The following is a 15,981-nucleotide window of genomic DNA, read 5'->3' on the forward strand; positions in this document are numbered from 1 at the left end:
CGCTACCGGGCGAGCCGTTCCCGGGCCAGTGGGAAGCTGGAGGGGAAGACCGCGCTGATCACCCGGCGACTCCGGTATCGGACGGGCCGTGGCGCTGCTGTACGCGCGGGAGGGCGCCGACGTCGCCGTCGTCCATCTGCCCGAGGAGCGGGTGGACGCGGAAGGCGTGCGCGGCGAGGTCGAGGAGCAGGGCAGGCGCTGTCTGCTGCTGCCCGGCGACCTCACCGACCCGGCGTTCTGCCGCGAGGCCGTCGGCTGAACATCCTGGTGAGCAACGCCGCCTACCTCAACAGCAAGCTGAACTGGAGCAGCTGACCGCGGAGGACTTCGATGTGACGTTCAAGACGAACGTCTACGCGTACGTCCACCTGCTCATGGCGGCCCTGCTCCATCTGGAGCCCGGCGACGCGGTCATCGCCACCGCGACCGAGGAGGCTCTCAAGGGCAGTACAACGATGATCGACTACGCGGCGTCCAAGGCCGCGCTGATCACCCTGACCAAATCGGTCGCCCTACACCTGGCCAAGCGGGGCGTGCGCGCCAACGTGGTCGCGCCGGCCCGACCTGGACGCCCCTCAACGAGGCGGACCCGCACATGCCGCCGGACGGGCTCGCCCGCATCGGCAGCGAGGCCCCTCCGGAACGCGCGGCACAGCCCGAGGAGATCGCGCCGACGTACGTCTACCTCGCCTCCGACGCCGACTCCAGCTACACCGTCGGCGAGGTCATCGCGGTGACCGGCGGCATCGTCGACACGCGGTAGCCCCGGCTCACATCCCGGCGGGCAGGGGCTGCTCCGCCCAGATGGTCTTGCCCGTGGCCGTCTGGCGGCTGCCCCACCGCTCGGCGAGCTGGGCGACGAGCAGCAGCCCCCGTCCGCCCTCGTCGAAGACCCGGGCCCGGCGCAGATGCGGCGCGGTGTTGCTGCCGTCGGACACCTCGCAGACGAGGGTCGAGTCGCGGATCAGCCGCAGCTCGATGGGGGCGCCGCCGTACCGCAGCGCGTTGGTGACCAGCTCGCTGACGATCAGTTCGGTGGCGAACTCCGCCTCGGACAGCCCCCATTCGGCCAGCTGCTCGCCCGCCATCTTGCGGGCCCGGGCCACGGCGGTGGGCTCCGGCGGCAGCTGCCAGGCGCGGACCTTCCCGGCGTCCAGCACGGCCGTCCGCGCCAGCATCAGCACGATGTCGTCGTCGGGCCGGCCGGTCAGCACGGTGCGCAGCACCCGGTCGCAGGTCTCGTCGAGCGTGCCCGCGGGGCCGCTCAGCGCCCGGTGCAGCAGTCCGATCCCGACCTCGATGTCGTGGTCGGGCGCCTCGATCAGGCCGTCGGTGTACAGCGCCAGCAGGCTGTTCTCCTCCAGCTGCACCTCGGCGGCCTCGAACGGCAGGCCGCCCAGACCCAGCGGAGGCCCGGCCGGCAGATCCAGGAACCGCACATCGCCCCCGGGCGTGACCAGCGCGGGCGCCGGATGCCCGGCGCGCGCCATGGTGCAACGCCGGGACACCGGGTCGTACACCGCGTACAGACAGGTGGCGCCGACCTGGCCCGACGCCTCCTGCGCGCCGCGCGCCTCCGGGCCCTCCTCCCGGTCCAGCCGGATGACCAGGTCGTCCAGCTGGGTGAGCAGCTCGTCGGGCGCGAGATCGACGTCGGCGAGCGTGCGTACGGCCGTCCGCAGCCGGCCCATCGTGGCCGACGCCTGGATGCCGTGGCCCACCACGTCGCCCACGACCAGGGCGACCCGGGCGCCGGACAGCGGGATCACGTCGAACCAGTCACCCCCGATGTCCGCGCCGGCCCCGGTCGGCAGATAGCGGTAGGCGACGTCCATCGCCGCCAGCTCGGGAGGCCGCTCGGGGAGCAGACTGCGCTGGAGCGCCAGTGCCGTGCGGCGTTCACGGGTGTAGCGGCGGGCGTTGTCCACGCTCACCGCCGCCCGGGCGGCGATCTCCTCCGCGAGCAGTAGATCGTCCTCGCTGAACCACTCCGGCGTCCGGTGCCGCATGTAGTGCACCAGGCCCAGCGTCACACCCCGGGCGCGCAGCGGCACCATCATCACCGAGTGGATCATGTACTCGGACACGGACACGGACACGGACTCGGCACGGCCGGGGGAGGCGCTGAGCCACTCCCGCAGCTCCGGGTCCCCCGGACGGTGCCGGGCGCCACGGTCGGTGCCCAGGGTCCGCAGCGGCAGCGTCCCCACCGGGTAGCGGGTCGTCTCTCCCGAGGCGACCACCGACTCCGGGCAGCCCTCCAGCACCGACCGCTGCGCGGTGCGCCGCACGGTGACCGGCGTGTCCGGCGGCAGCGGCCCCGGCTCGTCGCCCAGGGTGACGGACTCCAGCAGATCCACGGTGACGAAGTCCGCGAACCCCCCGGCCACGGCCACCTCGGCCAGCTCCTCGGCCGTCCGGGTCACGTCCAGGGTGCTGCCGATCCGCAGACTGGCCTCGTTGAGCACCGCCAGCCGGCGGCGGCTCCAGTACTGCTCCGTCGTGTCGAACACGGTCGCCGACATGCCCTGGACCGCGCCGGCCCCGTCCTTCAGCGGCGACAGGAACATGGACCAGGCGTGCGGCCGGGTCTCGCCCGGGGCCTTGCTGTGCTCCTCGTGGAAGATCATCTCGCCGGTGCGCAGGACCTCCCGCTGGAGGCGGTCGTATGTGTCGAAGGGCGGGTTCGGTTCGATCTCCCACAGGGTCAGGCCCTGCATCTCCTCCTCGGACCTGCCCATGACCTCGGTCATGATCTCGTTGGCGGCGACCAGCCGGGCGTCCCGGTCGTAGACCGCCACCGGCACGGGGAGCTGGGCGAGCGTGAGGTCCCACAGCGGCAGGGTGCCGTGCTCGGCCCGCGCCGCCGTGTACACCGGCACGGTGCCGGTCACGAGCCAGAGCCGCCCGCCTCTCGCGTCCCGCAGCGGCGTCCCTTGCAGGCGGACCACGACGCGGTTGCCGTCCCGGTGGCGCAGTGCCACCTCACCGGCCCAGCGCCGGCCGTCGGCCGCGTGCCGCCGCGTGGACTCCGGGAGGTCGGTGGCGAGCAGGTCGGTGACGGGCGTGCCCAGGAGCTCGGCCGGTTCGTATCCGAGCAGGCGGCGAGCACCGTCGCTCCACACCATGATCGCCCCGTCGGCGTCGACGACGACCGCCAAGTCCTCCGGTACGCGTCCCTCCACGGTGCCTCCGGATGTGCCGCCCCCGTGTGCTCACGACTCCCTGCACCGATTGTCCCGCTACCGACTCGCTGAGGCTCGTCTGCCGACGGGCACCGCGGTGACCAGTGCGAACGCTCAGATGGCGGCGCGGATCGCCTGCTCGAACCCCTCGACGTGCCCCCGGGCGAGCCGCGCCGCCTTCTCCGGCTCACCCGCGACGATCGCCTCGATCAGCGGCCCGTGCTCCTCGACGTGACCCGCCATGTCGGACAGGCGGTCGATGAACAGGCACCAGATGCGGGTGGCGAGGTTGTCGTGGCGGACGAGGGTGTCCTCCAGATACGGGTTGTGCGCGGCTGCGTAGACCGCGCGGTGGACCTGGAGGTCCAGGTGCATCAGCCCGGTGGCGTCCCGCCGAGCGGGGTCCGCGCTCTCCAGCTCCCGCCGCAGGGCCGTCAGGACCGCCCGGTCCGCCGCCGTGGCACGCCGCGCGGCCTGGGCTGCGGCCAGGGGTTCCAGCTCCTGGCGAACCTCGGAGATATGGGCGAGGTCGGTGATGTTGACCTCGGTGGCGAAGGTGCCGCGCCGGGGGTAGGTCGTGATCAGGCGCTCGTACTGGAGCCGCTTCAGCGCCTCGCGCACCGGCGTCCGGCCGACGCCGAGGGACTGCGCCAGCTGCTCCTCGTGGATCGGCGCGCCCGGCCGGATCTCGAGCATGACGAGCCGGTCGCGGATGGCACGGTAGGCGCGCTCGGCGAGGGACAGCTCCTCACCGCCGGGTTCCGCGCCCCGGGAATCCCCGCTCCTGGCATCGGCCGCCAGCTGCCGCATGAATGCCCCCTTGACCTGTCCGGCGAGCTCCCATACCGTACCGCACAGTCTGATATATCAGTTGCGCATTAGTTGGCTCCCAGGATGGTGCACCCATGGCAACCAGCCCTTCGACCAGCACCCTCGTTTCCCCCCTCACCCCGCCGCTCGGTGACCTGGACCCGGAGGTCGCCACCGCCGTACGGGCCGAGCCGCACCGCCGGCGGTCGACGCTGGAAACGATCGCCTCGGAGAACCTCGCCCCGGCCGCCGTGCCGGAGGCCCAGGGCTCGGTCCTGCCCGGCCCGCCGATGGTGTCGTCGGGGCTGCGCATCGGCACCCCGGCCCCGGCCACCCGCGGCTTCGGCGCGACGGAGTTCCGGGAGACCGCCGACATCATCGCCGAGACCCTGAAGGGCGAACAGCCGGACGGCGCACTGCGCGAGCGGGTCGCCGAACTCGCCGCCGCCTTCCCCCTCTACGTGGACGGAGCCCCGGCATGACCACCCGGCCGCTGCCCGAGCACCCGGACTTCCTCTGGCGCAACCCCGAGCCGCGCTCCTCGTACGACGTCGTCATCGTCGGCGCGGGCGGCCACGGCCTGGCCACCGCCTACTACCTCGCCGAGAACCACGGCATCAGCAACGTCGCCGTCCTGGAGAAGGGCTGGCTGGCCGGCGGCAACATGGCCCGCAACACCACGATCATCCGCTCCAACTACCTCCGGGACGAGAGCGCCGCGATCTACGAGCACGCGCTCAAACTGTGGGAGCGGCTGCCCGAGGAGCTCGACTACGACTTCCTGTTCAGCCAGCGAGGTGTCCTCAACCTCGCCCACACCCCCCAGGACGTCCGCGAGGGCATGCGCCGGGTGAACGCCAACCGCCTCAACGGAGTCGACGCCGAGTGGCTCGACCCGGACCAGGCGGCCAAGGTCTGCCCCATCCTCAACGTCTCGCCCCGCACCCGCTATCCCGTCCTCGGCGGCACCTTCCAGCCCCGGGCCGGCATCGCCAAGCACGACCACGTGGCCTGGGCGCTCGCCCGCCGTGCCGACGAGCTGGGAGTGGACCTGATCCAGGGCTGCGAGGTCACCGGCTTCCTCAAGGACGGCGACCGGGTCGTGGGCGTGGAGACCGACCGGGGCCGCATCCACGCCGGCCGGGTCGGCCTCGCCGCGGCCGGGCACAGCAGCGTGCTGGCCGAACGGGCGGGCGTACGGCTGCCGGTGCAGTCGCACCCGTTGCAGGCGCTGGTCTCGGAGCTGCACGAGCCGGTGCACCCGACGGTCGTCATGTCGAACCACGTACACGTCTACGTGTCCCAGGCCCACAAGGGCGAGCTGGTGATGGGCGCCGGCGTCGACTCCTACAACGGGTACGGCCAGCGCGGCTCGTTCCACGTCATCGAGCGGCAGATGGCCGCCGCCGTCGAGCTGTTCCCCGTGTTCGCCCGCGCGCACGTGCTGCGTACCTGGGGCGGCATCGTCGACGTCACTCCCGACGCCTCGCCGATCATCGGCCGTACCCCTGTGGAGGGCTTGTACGTCAACTGCGGCTGGGGCACCGGCGGCTTCAAGGCCACGCCGGCCGCCGGCTGGACCTTCGCGCACACGCTCGCCACGGGCGAACCGCATCCGCTGAACGTCCCCTTCGCACTCGACCGTTTCACGACGGGGGCCCTGATCGACGAACACGGCGCAGCGGCCGTGGCCCACTGAGGAGGACACCACCGTGCTGCTGATCACCTGCCCGTGGTGCGGGCCGCGGGACGAGACCGAGTACCACTACGGCGGACAGGCCCACGTCCCGCACCCCGAGTCCCCGGCCTGCCTCACCGACGAGCAGTGGGCCGCGTACGTCTTCTACCGCGACAACCCCAAGGGCCCCTTCGCCGAACGCTGGATGCACAGCACCGGCTGCCGCCGCTGGTTCAACGTCCTGCGCGACACCGCGACCTACGAGGTGCTGACCACCTACCGGCTCGACGAGCCACGCCCCGGAGGGACCCGATGACCGACCAGCGCTTCCGGCTGCCGCAGGGGGGCCGCATCGACCGCGGCACCGTGCTGCGCTTCACCGTCGACGGACGGGAGTCGACCGGGCACCCCGGTGACACCCTCGCCTCCGCGATGCTGGCGAACGGACTCGTCGAGGTCGCCCCGTCGCTGTATCGCGGCCGCCCGCGCGGCATCGTCGCCGCGGGCGTCGAGGAGCCCAACGCCCTGGTGCGGCTGGGCGGTTCCTGCGCGGAGAGCATGCTGCCCGCGACGACGGTGGAACTGTACGACGGCTTGTCCGCCACCACGCTGTCCGGGACGGGCCGGCTCGACCCCACCCCCGACGCCGCCGTCTACGACAAGAAGTTCGTCCACACCGACGTCCTGATCGTCGGCGCCGGCCCGGCCGGACTCGCGGCCGCCGCCTCAGCCGCCGGTTCCGGTGCCCGGGTGATCCTCGTCGACGACCAGCCCCAGCCCGGCGGTTCACTGCACTCCGACACCGAGTGGGTCGCGGACGTCCGCGCGGCCCTCGACTCCGCCCCCGAGGCCGTCGTACTGCAACGCACCACGGCCTTCGGGTCGTACGACGACAACTACGTGCTCGCCCTCCAGCGCCGCACCGACCACCTCGGCACCGCCGCCCCCGAAGGCGTCTCGCGCCAGCGGCTGTGGCACATCCGGGCCCGCCGGGTGGTGCTGGCGACCGGAGCGCACGAGCGTCCGCTGGTCTTCGCCGGCAACGACCGGCCCGGGGTGATGCTCTCCTCGGCCGTGCGGACGTACCTCAACCGGTACGCCGTGGCTCCCGGTTCACGGGCCGTGGTGAGCACGACCAACGACAGCGCCTACGACACGGTCGCCGATCTGCACACGGCAGGGATCGGTGTCGCCGCTGTCGTGGACGCCCGGCCCGGACTGTCCCGGCGGGCCGCCGAGGTCGCCGGGGCGACCGGGGCACGGGTGCTGACGGGCAGCGCGGTGGTCGGCACGGCCGGATCGGGACGGCTCACCGGCGTCACCGTCCGGGGGCTCGACGAGAACGGCCGACTCAGCGGCGCCCGGGAGGCGTTCGACTGCGACCTGCTCGCCGTCTCGGGCGGATGGAGCCCGGTGGTGCATCTGCACAGCCAGCGGCAGGGCCGGCTGCGCTGGGACGAGGAACTGGTCGCCTTCGTGCCCGACGGTGCCGTGCGACACCAGCGGGTCGTCGGCGCGGCTCGCGGCACGTACGACCTCGACGGCTGCCGTGCCGAAGGGGCGCGGGCGGGTGCGCTGGCCGCGACGGAGGCCGGGTTCCCGGTCGCCGTGCCGCCCGAGGGCGCGCGGCTCCCCGCCGGCCCGACCCGCGCCCTCTGGCTGGTCCCCGGCCCCGACGGCGAACCCGGCACCTGGGACAGCCACTTCGTCGACCTCCAGCGCGATGCCACCGTCGCCGACGTCTGGCGGTCCACCGGCGCCGGTATGCGCGGCGTCGAGCACGTCAAGCGCTACACCTCCCTCGGCACCGCGAACGACCAGGGCAAGACGTCCGGCGTAAACGCCATCGGCGTCATCGCCGAGGCGCTCGGCGGTTCACCGGGGGAGATCGGCACCACGGCCTACCGGGCGCCGTACACGCCGATCGCCTTCGCCGCCCTGGCCGGACGGGAGCGCGGCGAGCTGTTCGACCCGGAGCGGACCACGCCCCTCCACAGCTGGCACGTGGCGCACGGCGCGGAGTTCGAGGATGTCGGGCAGTGGAAGCGCCCCCGGTACTACCCCGGGCCCGGGGAGGACATGGACGCCGCTGTGGCCCGCGAGTGCCGTGCGGCCCGTGAGGGGGTGGCCTTCATGGACGCCTCCACCCTCGGCAAGATCGAGATCCGGGGCGCGGACGCGGGCGAGTTCCTCAACCGGATCTACACCAACGCCTTCAAGAAGCTGAAGCCGGGAACGGCCCGCTACGGCGTCATGTGCAAGCCCGACGGCATGATCTTCGACGACGGTGTGACGCTGCGCCTGGACGACGACCGCTACTTCATGACCACCACGACCGGCGGCGCCGCGAACGTCCTGGACTGGCTGGAGGAGTGGCTCCAGACCGAGTGGCCCCAACTCGACGTCCACTGCACCTCGGTGACCGAGCAGTGGTCGACCATCGCCGTCGTGGGCCCGAAGTCCCGGCAGGTCGTCGCCCGGCTCGCGCCCGGCCTCGACCTGTCCGCCGAGGCGTTCCCCTTCATGGCCTTCCGCGAGACCACCCTGGCCTGCGGCGTCCCGGCCCGCATCTGCCGGATCTCCTTCTCCGGCGAACTGGCTTACGAGATCAACGTCTCCGGGTGGTACGGCCTGGCCGTCTGGGAGCAGGTGCACGAGGCCGGGCAGCTGTACGGCATCACCCCGTACGGCACCGAGACCATGCACGTGCTGCGGGCCGAAAAGGGCTACATCATCGTCGGGCAGGACACCGACGGCACCGTCACCCCGCACGACGCGGGCATGTCCTGGGTGGTCTCCCGGCAGAAGGACTTCATCGGCAAACGCTCCTTCTCCCGCGCCGACACCGCCCGCGCCGACCGCGGGCACCTGGTCGGCCTGCTGCCGCGCGACGGTACGACCCGGCTGCCCGAGGGCACCCAACTCGTCGCCCCTGACGCCACCCTGGATGCGGTGCCGGTGCCGATGCTCGGCCACGTCACCTCCAGCTATCACAGCGCGGCCCTCGGCCGCCCCTTCGCCCTCGCCCTGGTCGCCGGCGGGCGGGCCAGGATCGGTGAGACCCTCCTCGCCCCCGTGGGCGAGGACCTCGTCCCCGTCGAGGTGACCGACTGCGTCCTCTACGACCCCGAAGGGAGCAGGCGAGATGGCTGAGCGGACGATCCACACCGGCGTGACGTCCCTGCGCAGGAGTCCCCTGGCCGGCCTGGCGGAGCGGATGCGTGCCGCTGCCGTCACCGGCGCCCGGGGCGTCACCCTGACGGAACTGCCGTTCCTCACCATGGTGAACGTGCGCGTCGACCCCGCCTCGGAGGCGGCCGTCCGGATCGGGACGGCCCTGGGGGCGCCGCTCCCGCGCCGGTGCGGTGACACCGCCGCGTCCGGCCCCCGCACGGTCCTCTGGCTGGGGCCCGACGAGTGGCTCGTGCTCTCCCGGTCCGACGAGGCCCCCGCGCTGCGGGAGGCGCTGGGGCCGGATCCGGGGTCGGTCGTGGACGTCTCCGCGAACCGCACCACGCTGGAGCTGAGCGGCCCGTCCGCCCGGCAGGTGCTGGAGAAGGGCTGCCCGCTGGACCTGCATCCCCGGGCCTTCGGTCCGGGCCGGGCGGTGTCGACCACGGTCGGGCCCGTCGCCGTACTGCTCTGGCAGGTCGACGACGCGCCGACGTACCGCCTGTTGCCGCGCTCCTCGTTCGCCGGCTACCTCGGGCGCTGGATCGTCGACGCGATGAGCGAGTTCAGCGGACCGGAGGTGCCGTGACGGAACCGGCCGAGGACGTTCTCGTCCTCGGCTGCCCCGAGTCGTCGTGAGTCGGCGCACGGTGATCCCGCGGTGCGTCCGGGCCCGTCAGCCTGCCAGGCGCTCCACCAGCAGGAACCCTCCGATGACGATCATCATCACACCGGAGACACGGGTCACCGCCCTGGCCGCGGCAGGCCTGGTCCGCAGGACCGTGCGGGCCAGGACTCCGACGGTGAGGTAGACGACGGCACACGCGGTCATGTGCAGCGAGCCGAGCAGGCCGGTCTGGCCGGCGACCGGCCAGGCACCCGCGGGGTCGATGAACTGCGGGAACAGGGAGAAGTAGAGCAGCAGCGCCTTGGGGTTCAGCCCGCTGGTCCCGATCCCCTTGAGCATGACCCGCAGCCGGGAGGAGCCCCCGCAGCCCACTGTCTCCTCGGAGGCCGTCAAGGCGGCCGGCTGCCGGAGCACGCCCCAGCCGAGCCACACCAGGTAGCCGGACCCTGCCACGGTCAGCGCGGTGAGCAGCGTCCCCGAGCTCGCCACGATCACCACCAGCCCCGCCACGGCGAGCAGCGTGTAGCCCGCGTATCCGGCGATCAGCCCGGCGACCGCCGGCACGACCGACCGGTCCCGCAGACCCGCCGTGATGGCGTAGGCCCAGTCCGCACCGGGGGTGAATATCAGCAGCAGATCCACTGCCAGGAAGGCCGCCAGCGTGGTCGTGTCCATCGGTCGTTCCCTCTCGCGTGCTGTGGTGCGAGAGGAAGGCTAGGCCGGATCAGCCCGAAGGTGTTCCCTTCTTTACTCCTTGATCGCGGGATCTGGGGCAGAATCTTCTCCATGGATGCCCTGGACCGGAAAATTCTCACCGAGCTGCAACTGGATGGCCGCCTCACGGTCACCGAGCTGGCCGCACGCGTGAAACTGAGCGTCTCGCCCTGCCACCGCAGGCTGCGCGATCTCGAACGCGAGGGCGCGATCCGCGGGTATCGCGCGGTGGTGGACCCGGCCGCCGTGGGCCTGAACTTCGAGGCCCTGGTCTTCGCCACCCTGCGCTGGGAGGACGCCGACACGGTGTCCGCGTTCGAGGAGGCGGTGGCCGCCGTCCCGCACGTGCTGCAGGCCCAGCGCCTGTTCGGCGACCCCGACTACCTCCTGCGGGTCGCCACCACCGACCTGGCCGCCTTCCAGCGGCTCTACGACCAGCAGCTGGCCCGGCTCCCCGGCGTCCAGCGCCTCAACTCCACCCTCGTCATGAAGCACATCGTCGACGAGCGCCCGCTGCCCGAGTGAGCGGCCCCCACGCGGGCAACCGGCTCAGCCGCCCAGCCCCCCGGCGAACGGCATCGACCGCCACTGCTCGACGGCCGGCTTGAGCGCGTCGACCAGAAGCGGCAGCTGCGGAGCGAGCGCGAGGCACGCCACCGCGCGGGACATGCCCACCGCGTTGACGACCCGCAGCACGTCCTTGTCCAGCTGCCGCATCCCCAGGCGCCCGGCAGCCGCGTCGTACGCGGCCTCGCACTCGGGGCCGAGGGCCGCCACGTCCCACTCGACCGGTCCTAGCGTGGTCAGTTCGAAGTCGGAGTAGAGCGCGCCGTCCGGACCGGAGACGATGTTGGCCGCCGGGGCGTCCCCGTGGATCGGCTGGAAGTCGATGCCGGGGAACGCCGCCTCGAATCCCGCGCGTGAGCCGACGACCGGCTCCAGCACCTCCCACTCGCGCCGCGCCCGGTCGAGATCGGCCGGCTCCAGGAGATCGGGGCGCGCCTCGAGCGCGGCGAGCCCCTCGGTGACGAACCGCGGTTCGGCCGCCGAGAGGAACGGCAGCTCACCCGGGTAGGAGCGCAGCGCGGTGTGCAGGTCGGCGACCAGGCCGGCGTGGTGCACGAAGTCCGGCTCGGTGCTCTGGTCCAGCTCGACGAACTGCCAGAACGTCATCGAGAAACCGTCTCGCAGCACAGGCTCACGCGGCACGAGCGGGCTCGGCGGGATCACCGGGTGCCCCTGATCCGCGAGCCACCCGACCACGTCCAGCTCCTGCCGCTGCCGGGCAGCCTGGGAGTCGGCGTCGGCGTACGACGGCAGGACGGTCGGCACCCTGACCACCACGGGCGACGGAGCCAGGTGCACCACGACGGAGAACACGTCGTAGATGACCCTCGCGTCCGCCACGTCGAGCCCCAGATCGCGCCCCGCGGCGACGGCCGCGGCGAGGGCACGGGCGGTGCGGGCGGACATCTGATCAGGTGTCATGAACCCTTCCATGACGCCGATGCTGTCACGCCGGGCGCGGGGATTCACCGGATTAAGGATCGCCGGCCGCATGCGCGCCCCGGGTCTCCAACCGGTGGCCGTGCGGCAGTCGGCCCGTCCGCGTTCGTCCTGGCGTGGCCGGGTCCCTCCCACCAGCCGCTCGGAAACGAGGAGGCAGCACATGCCTGGCCTTCCGGGCGGCCTACGGGACGGCGCCCCGCGAGTGGCGGATCCACGGCCTGTCCGGCGAAGCGACGTCGGGCTCCGCAGCGCGGGAACGCCCCGGCGGACCGGCTCGTTACCCATGAGTTCGTCCACGTCCGAGTTCGCCCACGCCACCGGCCCAAGGAGCATCGTGCCCGACACCACGCCCGCCCCGTCCACCGTCCTTCCCGCACTCCCGGCCCTGAGCGCGCAGGCCGAGCGGCTCATCGAGCTGGGGGTGCACGAGACCGCCGGGCTGTCCGCCGACGAGATTCGCACGTTCGCCGTGAAGGCCGAAGCCGGGACCGAAGGCCAGGGTGGCCTGCTGGCCGTGCATCCGGACCGAGCCCCCGCCTCCGCCCTCGCCCCACTGCTCCGCCGCGACGGCAAACCGGGCTTCGTCGTCGTCGACATGCCCGACGTCGACGATTTCACCCCCTGCGCCCTCGAACTGCCCGACGCCCCGCTCTACGTCGTCACCGGCATCGACCGCGGCGACCACATGGCCAACTGGTCCCCGGACGAGGCGCTGCCCGCCCTCACGAAGGAGGACCGCACCCCGCTGGTGCTCACCGAAGGCGTCCACTGGGTGCTCCAGCAGCCCGAGGCCCTGGAGCGCAACCTCTGCTTCATGACCATCGGCTCCCGGCTGCGCAAGCCCAACGGCACCCTGGACGCCCGCACCCCGGCGATCTGGATCAGCAACGGCACCGGCCGGGACGGCCGCGAGCGCCGCAACGCCCCCAAGGTCGGCTGGTGCTGGTGGAACAACCGGCACACCTGGCTGGGCTTCGCCTCCGCGACAGGCCGCAGAGGCTGAGGTCCGTCACCGCACGAACCGGTGAGCGGCGCCGGCCGGCCCGCGGCCCGAGGCCGGCCGTGTCCAGCGGCCGGCGCCGCGACCGGGACCGCGCCGGGAGCGAACTCTCCCGTGTGTCCCGTCAGGAGCGCCACGGTGCGCGAGGTGGACATCGCCGAACGGTAACGTGAACCGGGCCCGGGCCTGCGTGAACCCTGGCATTCGGATCGGCTTCGTCCGAGACTCCCGGTGGTCTCGGCGGCCCGGAACGGTGGGATCGACGTCATGGAGGTGAAAGCGGCCGCCGGGGAGCTTCTCGCTTCCCTCGCGGCGCAGGCCGACGCGGACTTCGCGGCCAGAATGCAGCGGTACTTCCCGCAGGAGATTCGCGCGCTCGGCGTGAGCAACGCCTCCGTCGTCGAGCTCGCTCACGGCTACTTCCGTGCACGGCCGGACATTCCCGCGGCGACCCGGCTGGCCCTGACGGAAGAGGTGCTGTCGCGCGCCTCGTACCACGAAGAGGTCCTGCTGGGTTTCGCGCTCCTGCACAAGGTCGCCAGGACCGGGCTGGGCAGCGACCTCCTCGACCGCTGTGAGTACTGGCTCGAAACCCGTGTGTCCAACTGGGCGCAGTGCGACGACCTGTGCCTGAAGCTGCTGTATCCGTTCTTCCGCGGCCACCTCGACCAGATCCCGCGGACACGACGCTGGGTCGCATCCCGATCGCCGTGGGCGCGGCGCGCCGCGAATGTGGCCGTCGTGAAGTTCGTCCGGCGCACAGTGGGGCGGACGGTGTTCGAACTGCCCCTGTCGCACGTCTTCGACAACTGCACCCGGCTCATGCACGACGAGGACGTGTATGTCCAGAAGGGCTGCGGCTGGTTGCTCAAGGTCACCGCCGAGATCCATCAGGACGAGGTGGCCGCGTTCCTGCGCACGTGGCACACGGAAATGCCCCGCGTCACGTTCCGGTACGCGATCGAGAAGATGGACCCGGAAACTCGAACTTCCCTGTCGTTCCAGTCGACGCAGCAGCGTGCACGGAGGGAGAAGTGAAAAGTGTTACTCATCGAGGCGCAACCGTATGTCGGTCATCATTGCGAATCGACAGCCCTGGTCAACCTTCTCCGGCAGCGTGAGATCGCCTTGTCGGAGCCGCTCGTCTTCGGCCTCGGTAGTGGTTTGTCCTTCACCTACTGGCGTACGAAGCAGATGCCGACCCCGTTCCTCGGGGGCCGGATCAAGCCGGACCGGCTGACCGTCAACATCACCGAATCGCTGGGTCTGCGGCTGACCGTCAGGGAGACCTCCTCGGACAAACGGGCCCGCGAACAGCTGCTCCGGGAGCTCGACTCGGGGACGGTCGTCGGCCTCAAGCTCGACCGCTACCACCTCGACTACTCCACGGACGAGTACAGTTTCGCGGCCCATTACGTCGCCTGCGTCGGCTACGAGGACGACAGGTTCGCCCTCGTCGAGACCAGGCCGCTGGGGCTGCGGTGGGCCTCCGGCGAGTCCCTGGCGCGTGCGCGCGGTGCCCGGGCCCGATGAGCTCACGGAACCTCTCGTTCACCATCGCCCCGCCGGACGGCCCGCTGCCCGAACTGGGCGAGATCGCGCGCCGATCCATCCGGACGACAGCCGAGAGCTTCCTGAATCCGCCGATCAGCAATCTCGGATTCAAGGGAATGCACAAAGCCGCTGATCTCATGCCCGCCTGGATCGATGACCTCGAATCCCCCGAGGAAGCGCTTGTCGAGATCTCGACGATCATGGAGGAAGGCGGAACCGGCGGCGGCCTTTTCCGCACGCTGTGGGCGGACTTCCTCGCCGAGGCCGCCGATCTCACGGGTGCGGGGGAGTTCCGCGATGCTTCGGACGCGTACCGCGTGGTGTCGAGGAAATGGACCGAGGTGGCAGACCTCCTCCGCGAGGCGGGAACCACCGAAGACCGCGCCCCCATCCGGCACGCGTCGAAACTGGTCCACGAACTCGCGGAGGAGGAGCACCGCCTGATGAGCAGACTCCTGGACCTTGCCTGAGCCCTGCCCGCTCAGGCACCCGGGCGGCAGGTCACGCCCCGCACACCCCCCACACCAGCGAGGCGTTCAGGCCGGCTCGTCCGCGGGGCTCCGCAGCGCCTGGTACACGGACCACACCACGGCCACCAGCGGTACGGCCACCACCGCACCGATCACCCCCGCCGCGACCGCCCCGCCGACCACCGCCAGGGCGACCACCACCGGGTGCAACCGAACGGCCCAGCTCATCACGATGGGATGCAGCAGGTGGCCCTCGATCTGGCCGATGACCACGATCAGGGCCACGACCACCAGGGCGATGAGCGGTCCCTTCGACGCCAGGGCGACGACCGCCGCGACCGCCAGAGCGATGGGCGAGCCGATCAGCGGGATGAACGCCGCCAGGAACTCCAGCAGGGCCAACGGCACGGCGAGCGGCACCCCCAGGGCGAACAGCGCGATGCCCACGAGGACCGCGTTCGTCGCCGCCACCAGCAGGATGCCGTGCGTGTACCCGGTGAAGGTCCGCCAGGCGGCCCCGGCCCCCACCGCGAACCGCTGCCGGGCCCGGCCGGGGAGCTGTTCGCACTGCCACTGCCACTGCTTCTCGCCGGAGTACGTGAAGAAGACCGAGCAGAACAGGGCCAGCGCGAGCACCGTCAACACCTCCACCAGCCGGCTCGCGCCGCTGAGAGCCGTACTGATGAGGGTGGAGCGGTGGTCCGACAGGAGCTTGCCGATCCGGGACTGGAGATCGTCGAACGCGTCCGCGGGAAGCCGGAAGGGCGGTTCCTCCAGACGTCGCTCGATCCGGTCGACCCCCGCCACGAACTCCCTCTCCAGCCCGGTCCGCTGATCCGCCACGGTCTCACCCACCAGGGCCAGCGCCCCGAGGACGAGGACGATGCCACCGATGAGCGCGGCGGCGACCGCGAGCGGCCGGGGCACGAACCGGGCCAGCAGACCGGCCACGGGACGGAGCACCGCCGTGATGACGAGACCGAGGAAGACGGCGACGGCGATCCGGTGGAACTCCCCGAGCACGGAGAAGGCGAACCGGACGACGATGCCGACCGCGATGAGCCGCCACGCGTACGCGGCCGCGGTCCGCAGCACGCCCGGTACGCGCGACTCGGCGTCGGTCGGCCGCGGCAGCGCCGAGGCGGGTGGATCAGGGGGCGTCGACATCCCATGCCCGTACCACCCACCGGCCGTCGAACCGCGGGGCGGACCCGGAATTCCCCCGAAGGCCGGTACCGGCCCGGAGGGCGGGACACGCCGAA

Annotated in this window: 15 protein-coding genes and 2 pseudogenes; 12 read left to right on the forward strand and 5 right to left on the reverse strand. The window is 72.0% G+C overall.

Annotation, left to right across the window (positions count from 1 at the left end):
- The first annotated feature begins 88 nt into the window (after positions 1 to 88).
- Both IO24_RS47175 and IO24_RS47180 read left to right on the forward strand, forming a co-directional pair.
- Positions 89 to 259, forward strand: a complete 171-nt coding sequence (locus IO24_RS47175) for a hypothetical protein (RefSeq protein ID WP_267886825.1) — start codon at positions 89 to 91, stop codon at positions 257 to 259.
- Between the two features lie 73 nt (positions 260 to 332).
- Positions 333 to 763 (forward strand): annotated as a pseudogene (locus IO24_RS47180) (SDR family oxidoreductase).
- Between the two features lie 7 nt (positions 764 to 770).
- On the opposite strand, the gene IO24_RS0119065 reads toward IO24_RS47180, so the two are convergent.
- Entirely contained in the window at positions 771 to 3,185 is a 2,415-nt protein-coding gene (locus tag IO24_RS0119065) for a SpoIIE family protein phosphatase (RefSeq protein WP_031137253.1), read from the reverse strand.
- Between the two features lie 114 nt (positions 3,186 to 3,299).
- On the reverse strand, positions 3,300 to 3,995 hold the full coding sequence (locus IO24_RS0119070; RefSeq protein WP_078899357.1) for a GntR family transcriptional regulator: 696 nt from the start codon (positions 3,993 to 3,995) through the stop codon (positions 3,300 to 3,302).
- A gap of 278 nt (positions 3,996 to 4,273) precedes the next feature.
- On the opposite strand from IO24_RS0119070, the pseudogene IO24_RS46540 reads away from it, so the two are divergent.
- The 5 genes and pseudogenes from IO24_RS46540 to IO24_RS0119095 all read left to right on the forward strand — a co-directional run.
- Positions 4,274 to 4,477 (forward strand): annotated as a pseudogene (locus IO24_RS46540) (serine hydroxymethyltransferase); the annotation flags it as partial.
- A complete protein-coding gene (locus tag IO24_RS0119080; protein ID WP_031137258.1) occupies positions 4,474 to 5,694 on the forward strand; it encodes a sarcosine oxidase subunit beta family protein in 1,221 nt (406 codons plus the stop codon). The pseudogene IO24_RS46540 and the gene IO24_RS0119080, both read left to right, overlap by 4 nt.
- 13 nt (positions 5,695 to 5,707) lie before the next feature.
- Positions 5,708 to 5,989: a sarcosine oxidase subunit delta gene (locus tag IO24_RS0119085; RefSeq protein WP_031137259.1), complete on the forward strand. Its 282-nt coding sequence runs from the start codon at positions 5,708 to 5,710 to the stop codon at positions 5,987 to 5,989.
- On the forward strand, positions 5,986 to 8,826 hold the full coding sequence (locus tag IO24_RS0119090; RefSeq protein WP_031137260.1) for a sarcosine oxidase subunit alpha family protein: 2,841 nt from the start codon (positions 5,986 to 5,988) through the stop codon (positions 8,824 to 8,826). Before IO24_RS0119085 ends, IO24_RS0119090 begins: the two co-directional genes overlap by 4 nt.
- Entirely contained in the window at positions 8,819 to 9,433 is a 615-nt protein-coding gene (locus IO24_RS0119095; RefSeq protein ID WP_031137262.1) for a sarcosine oxidase subunit gamma, read from the forward strand. The genes IO24_RS0119090 and IO24_RS0119095 overlap by 8 nt, the downstream gene beginning before the upstream one ends.
- Before the next feature lie 87 nt (positions 9,434 to 9,520).
- Here the strand turns inward: IO24_RS0119095 and IO24_RS0119100 are convergent, their stop codons facing one another.
- Positions 9,521 to 10,147: a LysE family translocator gene (locus IO24_RS0119100; RefSeq protein WP_031137264.1), complete on the reverse strand. Its 627-nt coding sequence runs from the start codon at positions 10,145 to 10,147 to the stop codon at positions 9,521 to 9,523.
- A 111-nt stretch (positions 10,148 to 10,258) separates the two neighbouring features.
- On the opposite strand from IO24_RS0119100, the gene IO24_RS0119105 reads away from it, so the two are divergent.
- Entirely contained in the window at positions 10,259 to 10,711 is a 453-nt protein-coding gene (locus tag IO24_RS0119105; RefSeq protein ID WP_031137265.1) for an Lrp/AsnC family transcriptional regulator, read from the forward strand.
- Between the two features lie 24 nt (positions 10,712 to 10,735).
- Here the strand turns inward: IO24_RS0119105 and IO24_RS0119110 are convergent, their stop codons facing one another.
- The gene (locus IO24_RS0119110; protein WP_234335263.1) at positions 10,736 to 11,674 is read right to left on the reverse strand and encodes an aminoglycoside phosphotransferase family protein; all 939 of its coding nucleotides are present in this window, start codon (positions 11,672 to 11,674) and stop codon (positions 10,736 to 10,738) included.
- 355 nt (positions 11,675 to 12,029) lie between these two features.
- Between IO24_RS0119110 and IO24_RS0119115 the strand changes: the two genes are divergently transcribed.
- The 4 genes from IO24_RS0119115 (at position 12,030) to IO24_RS46555 (ending at position 14,719) form a co-directional block, all read left to right on the forward strand.
- Entirely contained in the window at positions 12,030 to 12,698 is a 669-nt protein-coding gene (locus IO24_RS0119115) for a DUF5701 family protein (protein WP_031137270.1), read from the forward strand.
- A gap of 264 nt (positions 12,699 to 12,962) precedes the next feature.
- Positions 12,963 to 13,733 (forward strand): DNA alkylation repair protein, encoded by a 771-nt coding sequence (locus IO24_RS0119120; RefSeq protein WP_045296429.1) that lies wholly within the window; start codon positions 12,963 to 12,965, stop codon positions 13,731 to 13,733.
- Between the two features lie 90 nt (positions 13,734 to 13,823).
- Positions 13,824 to 14,228, forward strand: a complete 405-nt coding sequence (locus IO24_RS46550) for a BtrH N-terminal domain-containing protein (protein WP_234335264.1) — start codon at positions 13,824 to 13,826, stop codon at positions 14,226 to 14,228.
- Positions 14,225 to 14,719, forward strand: coding sequence for a DUF4872 domain-containing protein (locus IO24_RS46555; protein ID WP_234335265.1), 495 nt, complete (start codon positions 14,225 to 14,227; stop codon positions 14,717 to 14,719). The genes IO24_RS46550 and IO24_RS46555 overlap by 4 nt, the downstream gene beginning before the upstream one ends.
- Positions 14,720 to 14,785: 66 nt before the next feature.
- Here IO24_RS46555 and IO24_RS0119130 read toward each other — a convergent pair whose 3' ends face one another.
- Complete coding sequence (locus IO24_RS0119130) at positions 14,786 to 15,886, reverse strand: AI-2E family transporter (protein WP_031137274.1); 1,101 nt, start codon at positions 15,884 to 15,886, stop codon at positions 14,786 to 14,788.
- Between the last annotated feature and the right edge of the window lie 95 nt (positions 15,887 to 15,981).

The organism is Streptomyces flavovariabilis, from assembly GCF_000725785.1.
Taxonomy (GTDB): Bacteria; Actinomycetota; Actinomycetes; order Streptomycetales; family Streptomycetaceae; genus Streptomyces; species Streptomyces hawaiiensis.

Excerpts from the sequence above, each read along its gene's own strand:
- IO24_RS0119120 (WP_045296429.1), top strand. The coding sequence starts at position 12,963 with ATGGAGGTGAAAGCGGCCGCCGGGGAGCTTCTCGCTTCCCTCGCGGCG.
- IO24_RS0119090 (WP_031137260.1), top strand. The coding sequence starts at position 5,986 with ATGACCGACCAGCGCTTCCGGCTGCCGCAGGGGGGCCGCATCGACCGC.
- IO24_RS0119100 (WP_031137264.1), bottom strand. The coding sequence starts at position 10,147 with ATGGACACGACCACGCTGGCGGCCTTCCTGGCAGTGGATCTGCTGCTG.
- IO24_RS0119095 (WP_031137262.1), top strand. The coding sequence starts at position 8,819 with ATGGCTGAGCGGACGATCCACACCGGCGTGACGTCCCTGCGCAGGAGT.
- IO24_RS0119070 (WP_078899357.1), bottom strand. The coding sequence starts at position 3,995 with ATGCGGCAGCTGGCGGCCGATGCCAGGAGCGGGGATTCCCGGGGCGCG.
- IO24_RS0119130 (WP_031137274.1), bottom strand. The coding sequence starts at position 15,886 with ATGTCGACGCCCCCTGATCCACCCGCCTCGGCGCTGCCGCGGCCGACC.
- IO24_RS0119110 (WP_234335263.1), bottom strand. The coding sequence starts at position 11,674 with ATGACACCTGATCAGATGTCCGCCCGCACCGCCCGTGCCCTCGCCGCG.
- IO24_RS46555 (WP_234335265.1), top strand. The coding sequence starts at position 14,225 with ATGAGCTCACGGAACCTCTCGTTCACCATCGCCCCGCCGGACGGCCCG.
- IO24_RS0119080 (WP_031137258.1), top strand. The coding sequence starts at position 4,474 with ATGACCACCCGGCCGCTGCCCGAGCACCCGGACTTCCTCTGGCGCAAC.
- IO24_RS0119105 (WP_031137265.1), top strand. The coding sequence starts at position 10,259 with ATGGATGCCCTGGACCGGAAAATTCTCACCGAGCTGCAACTGGATGGC.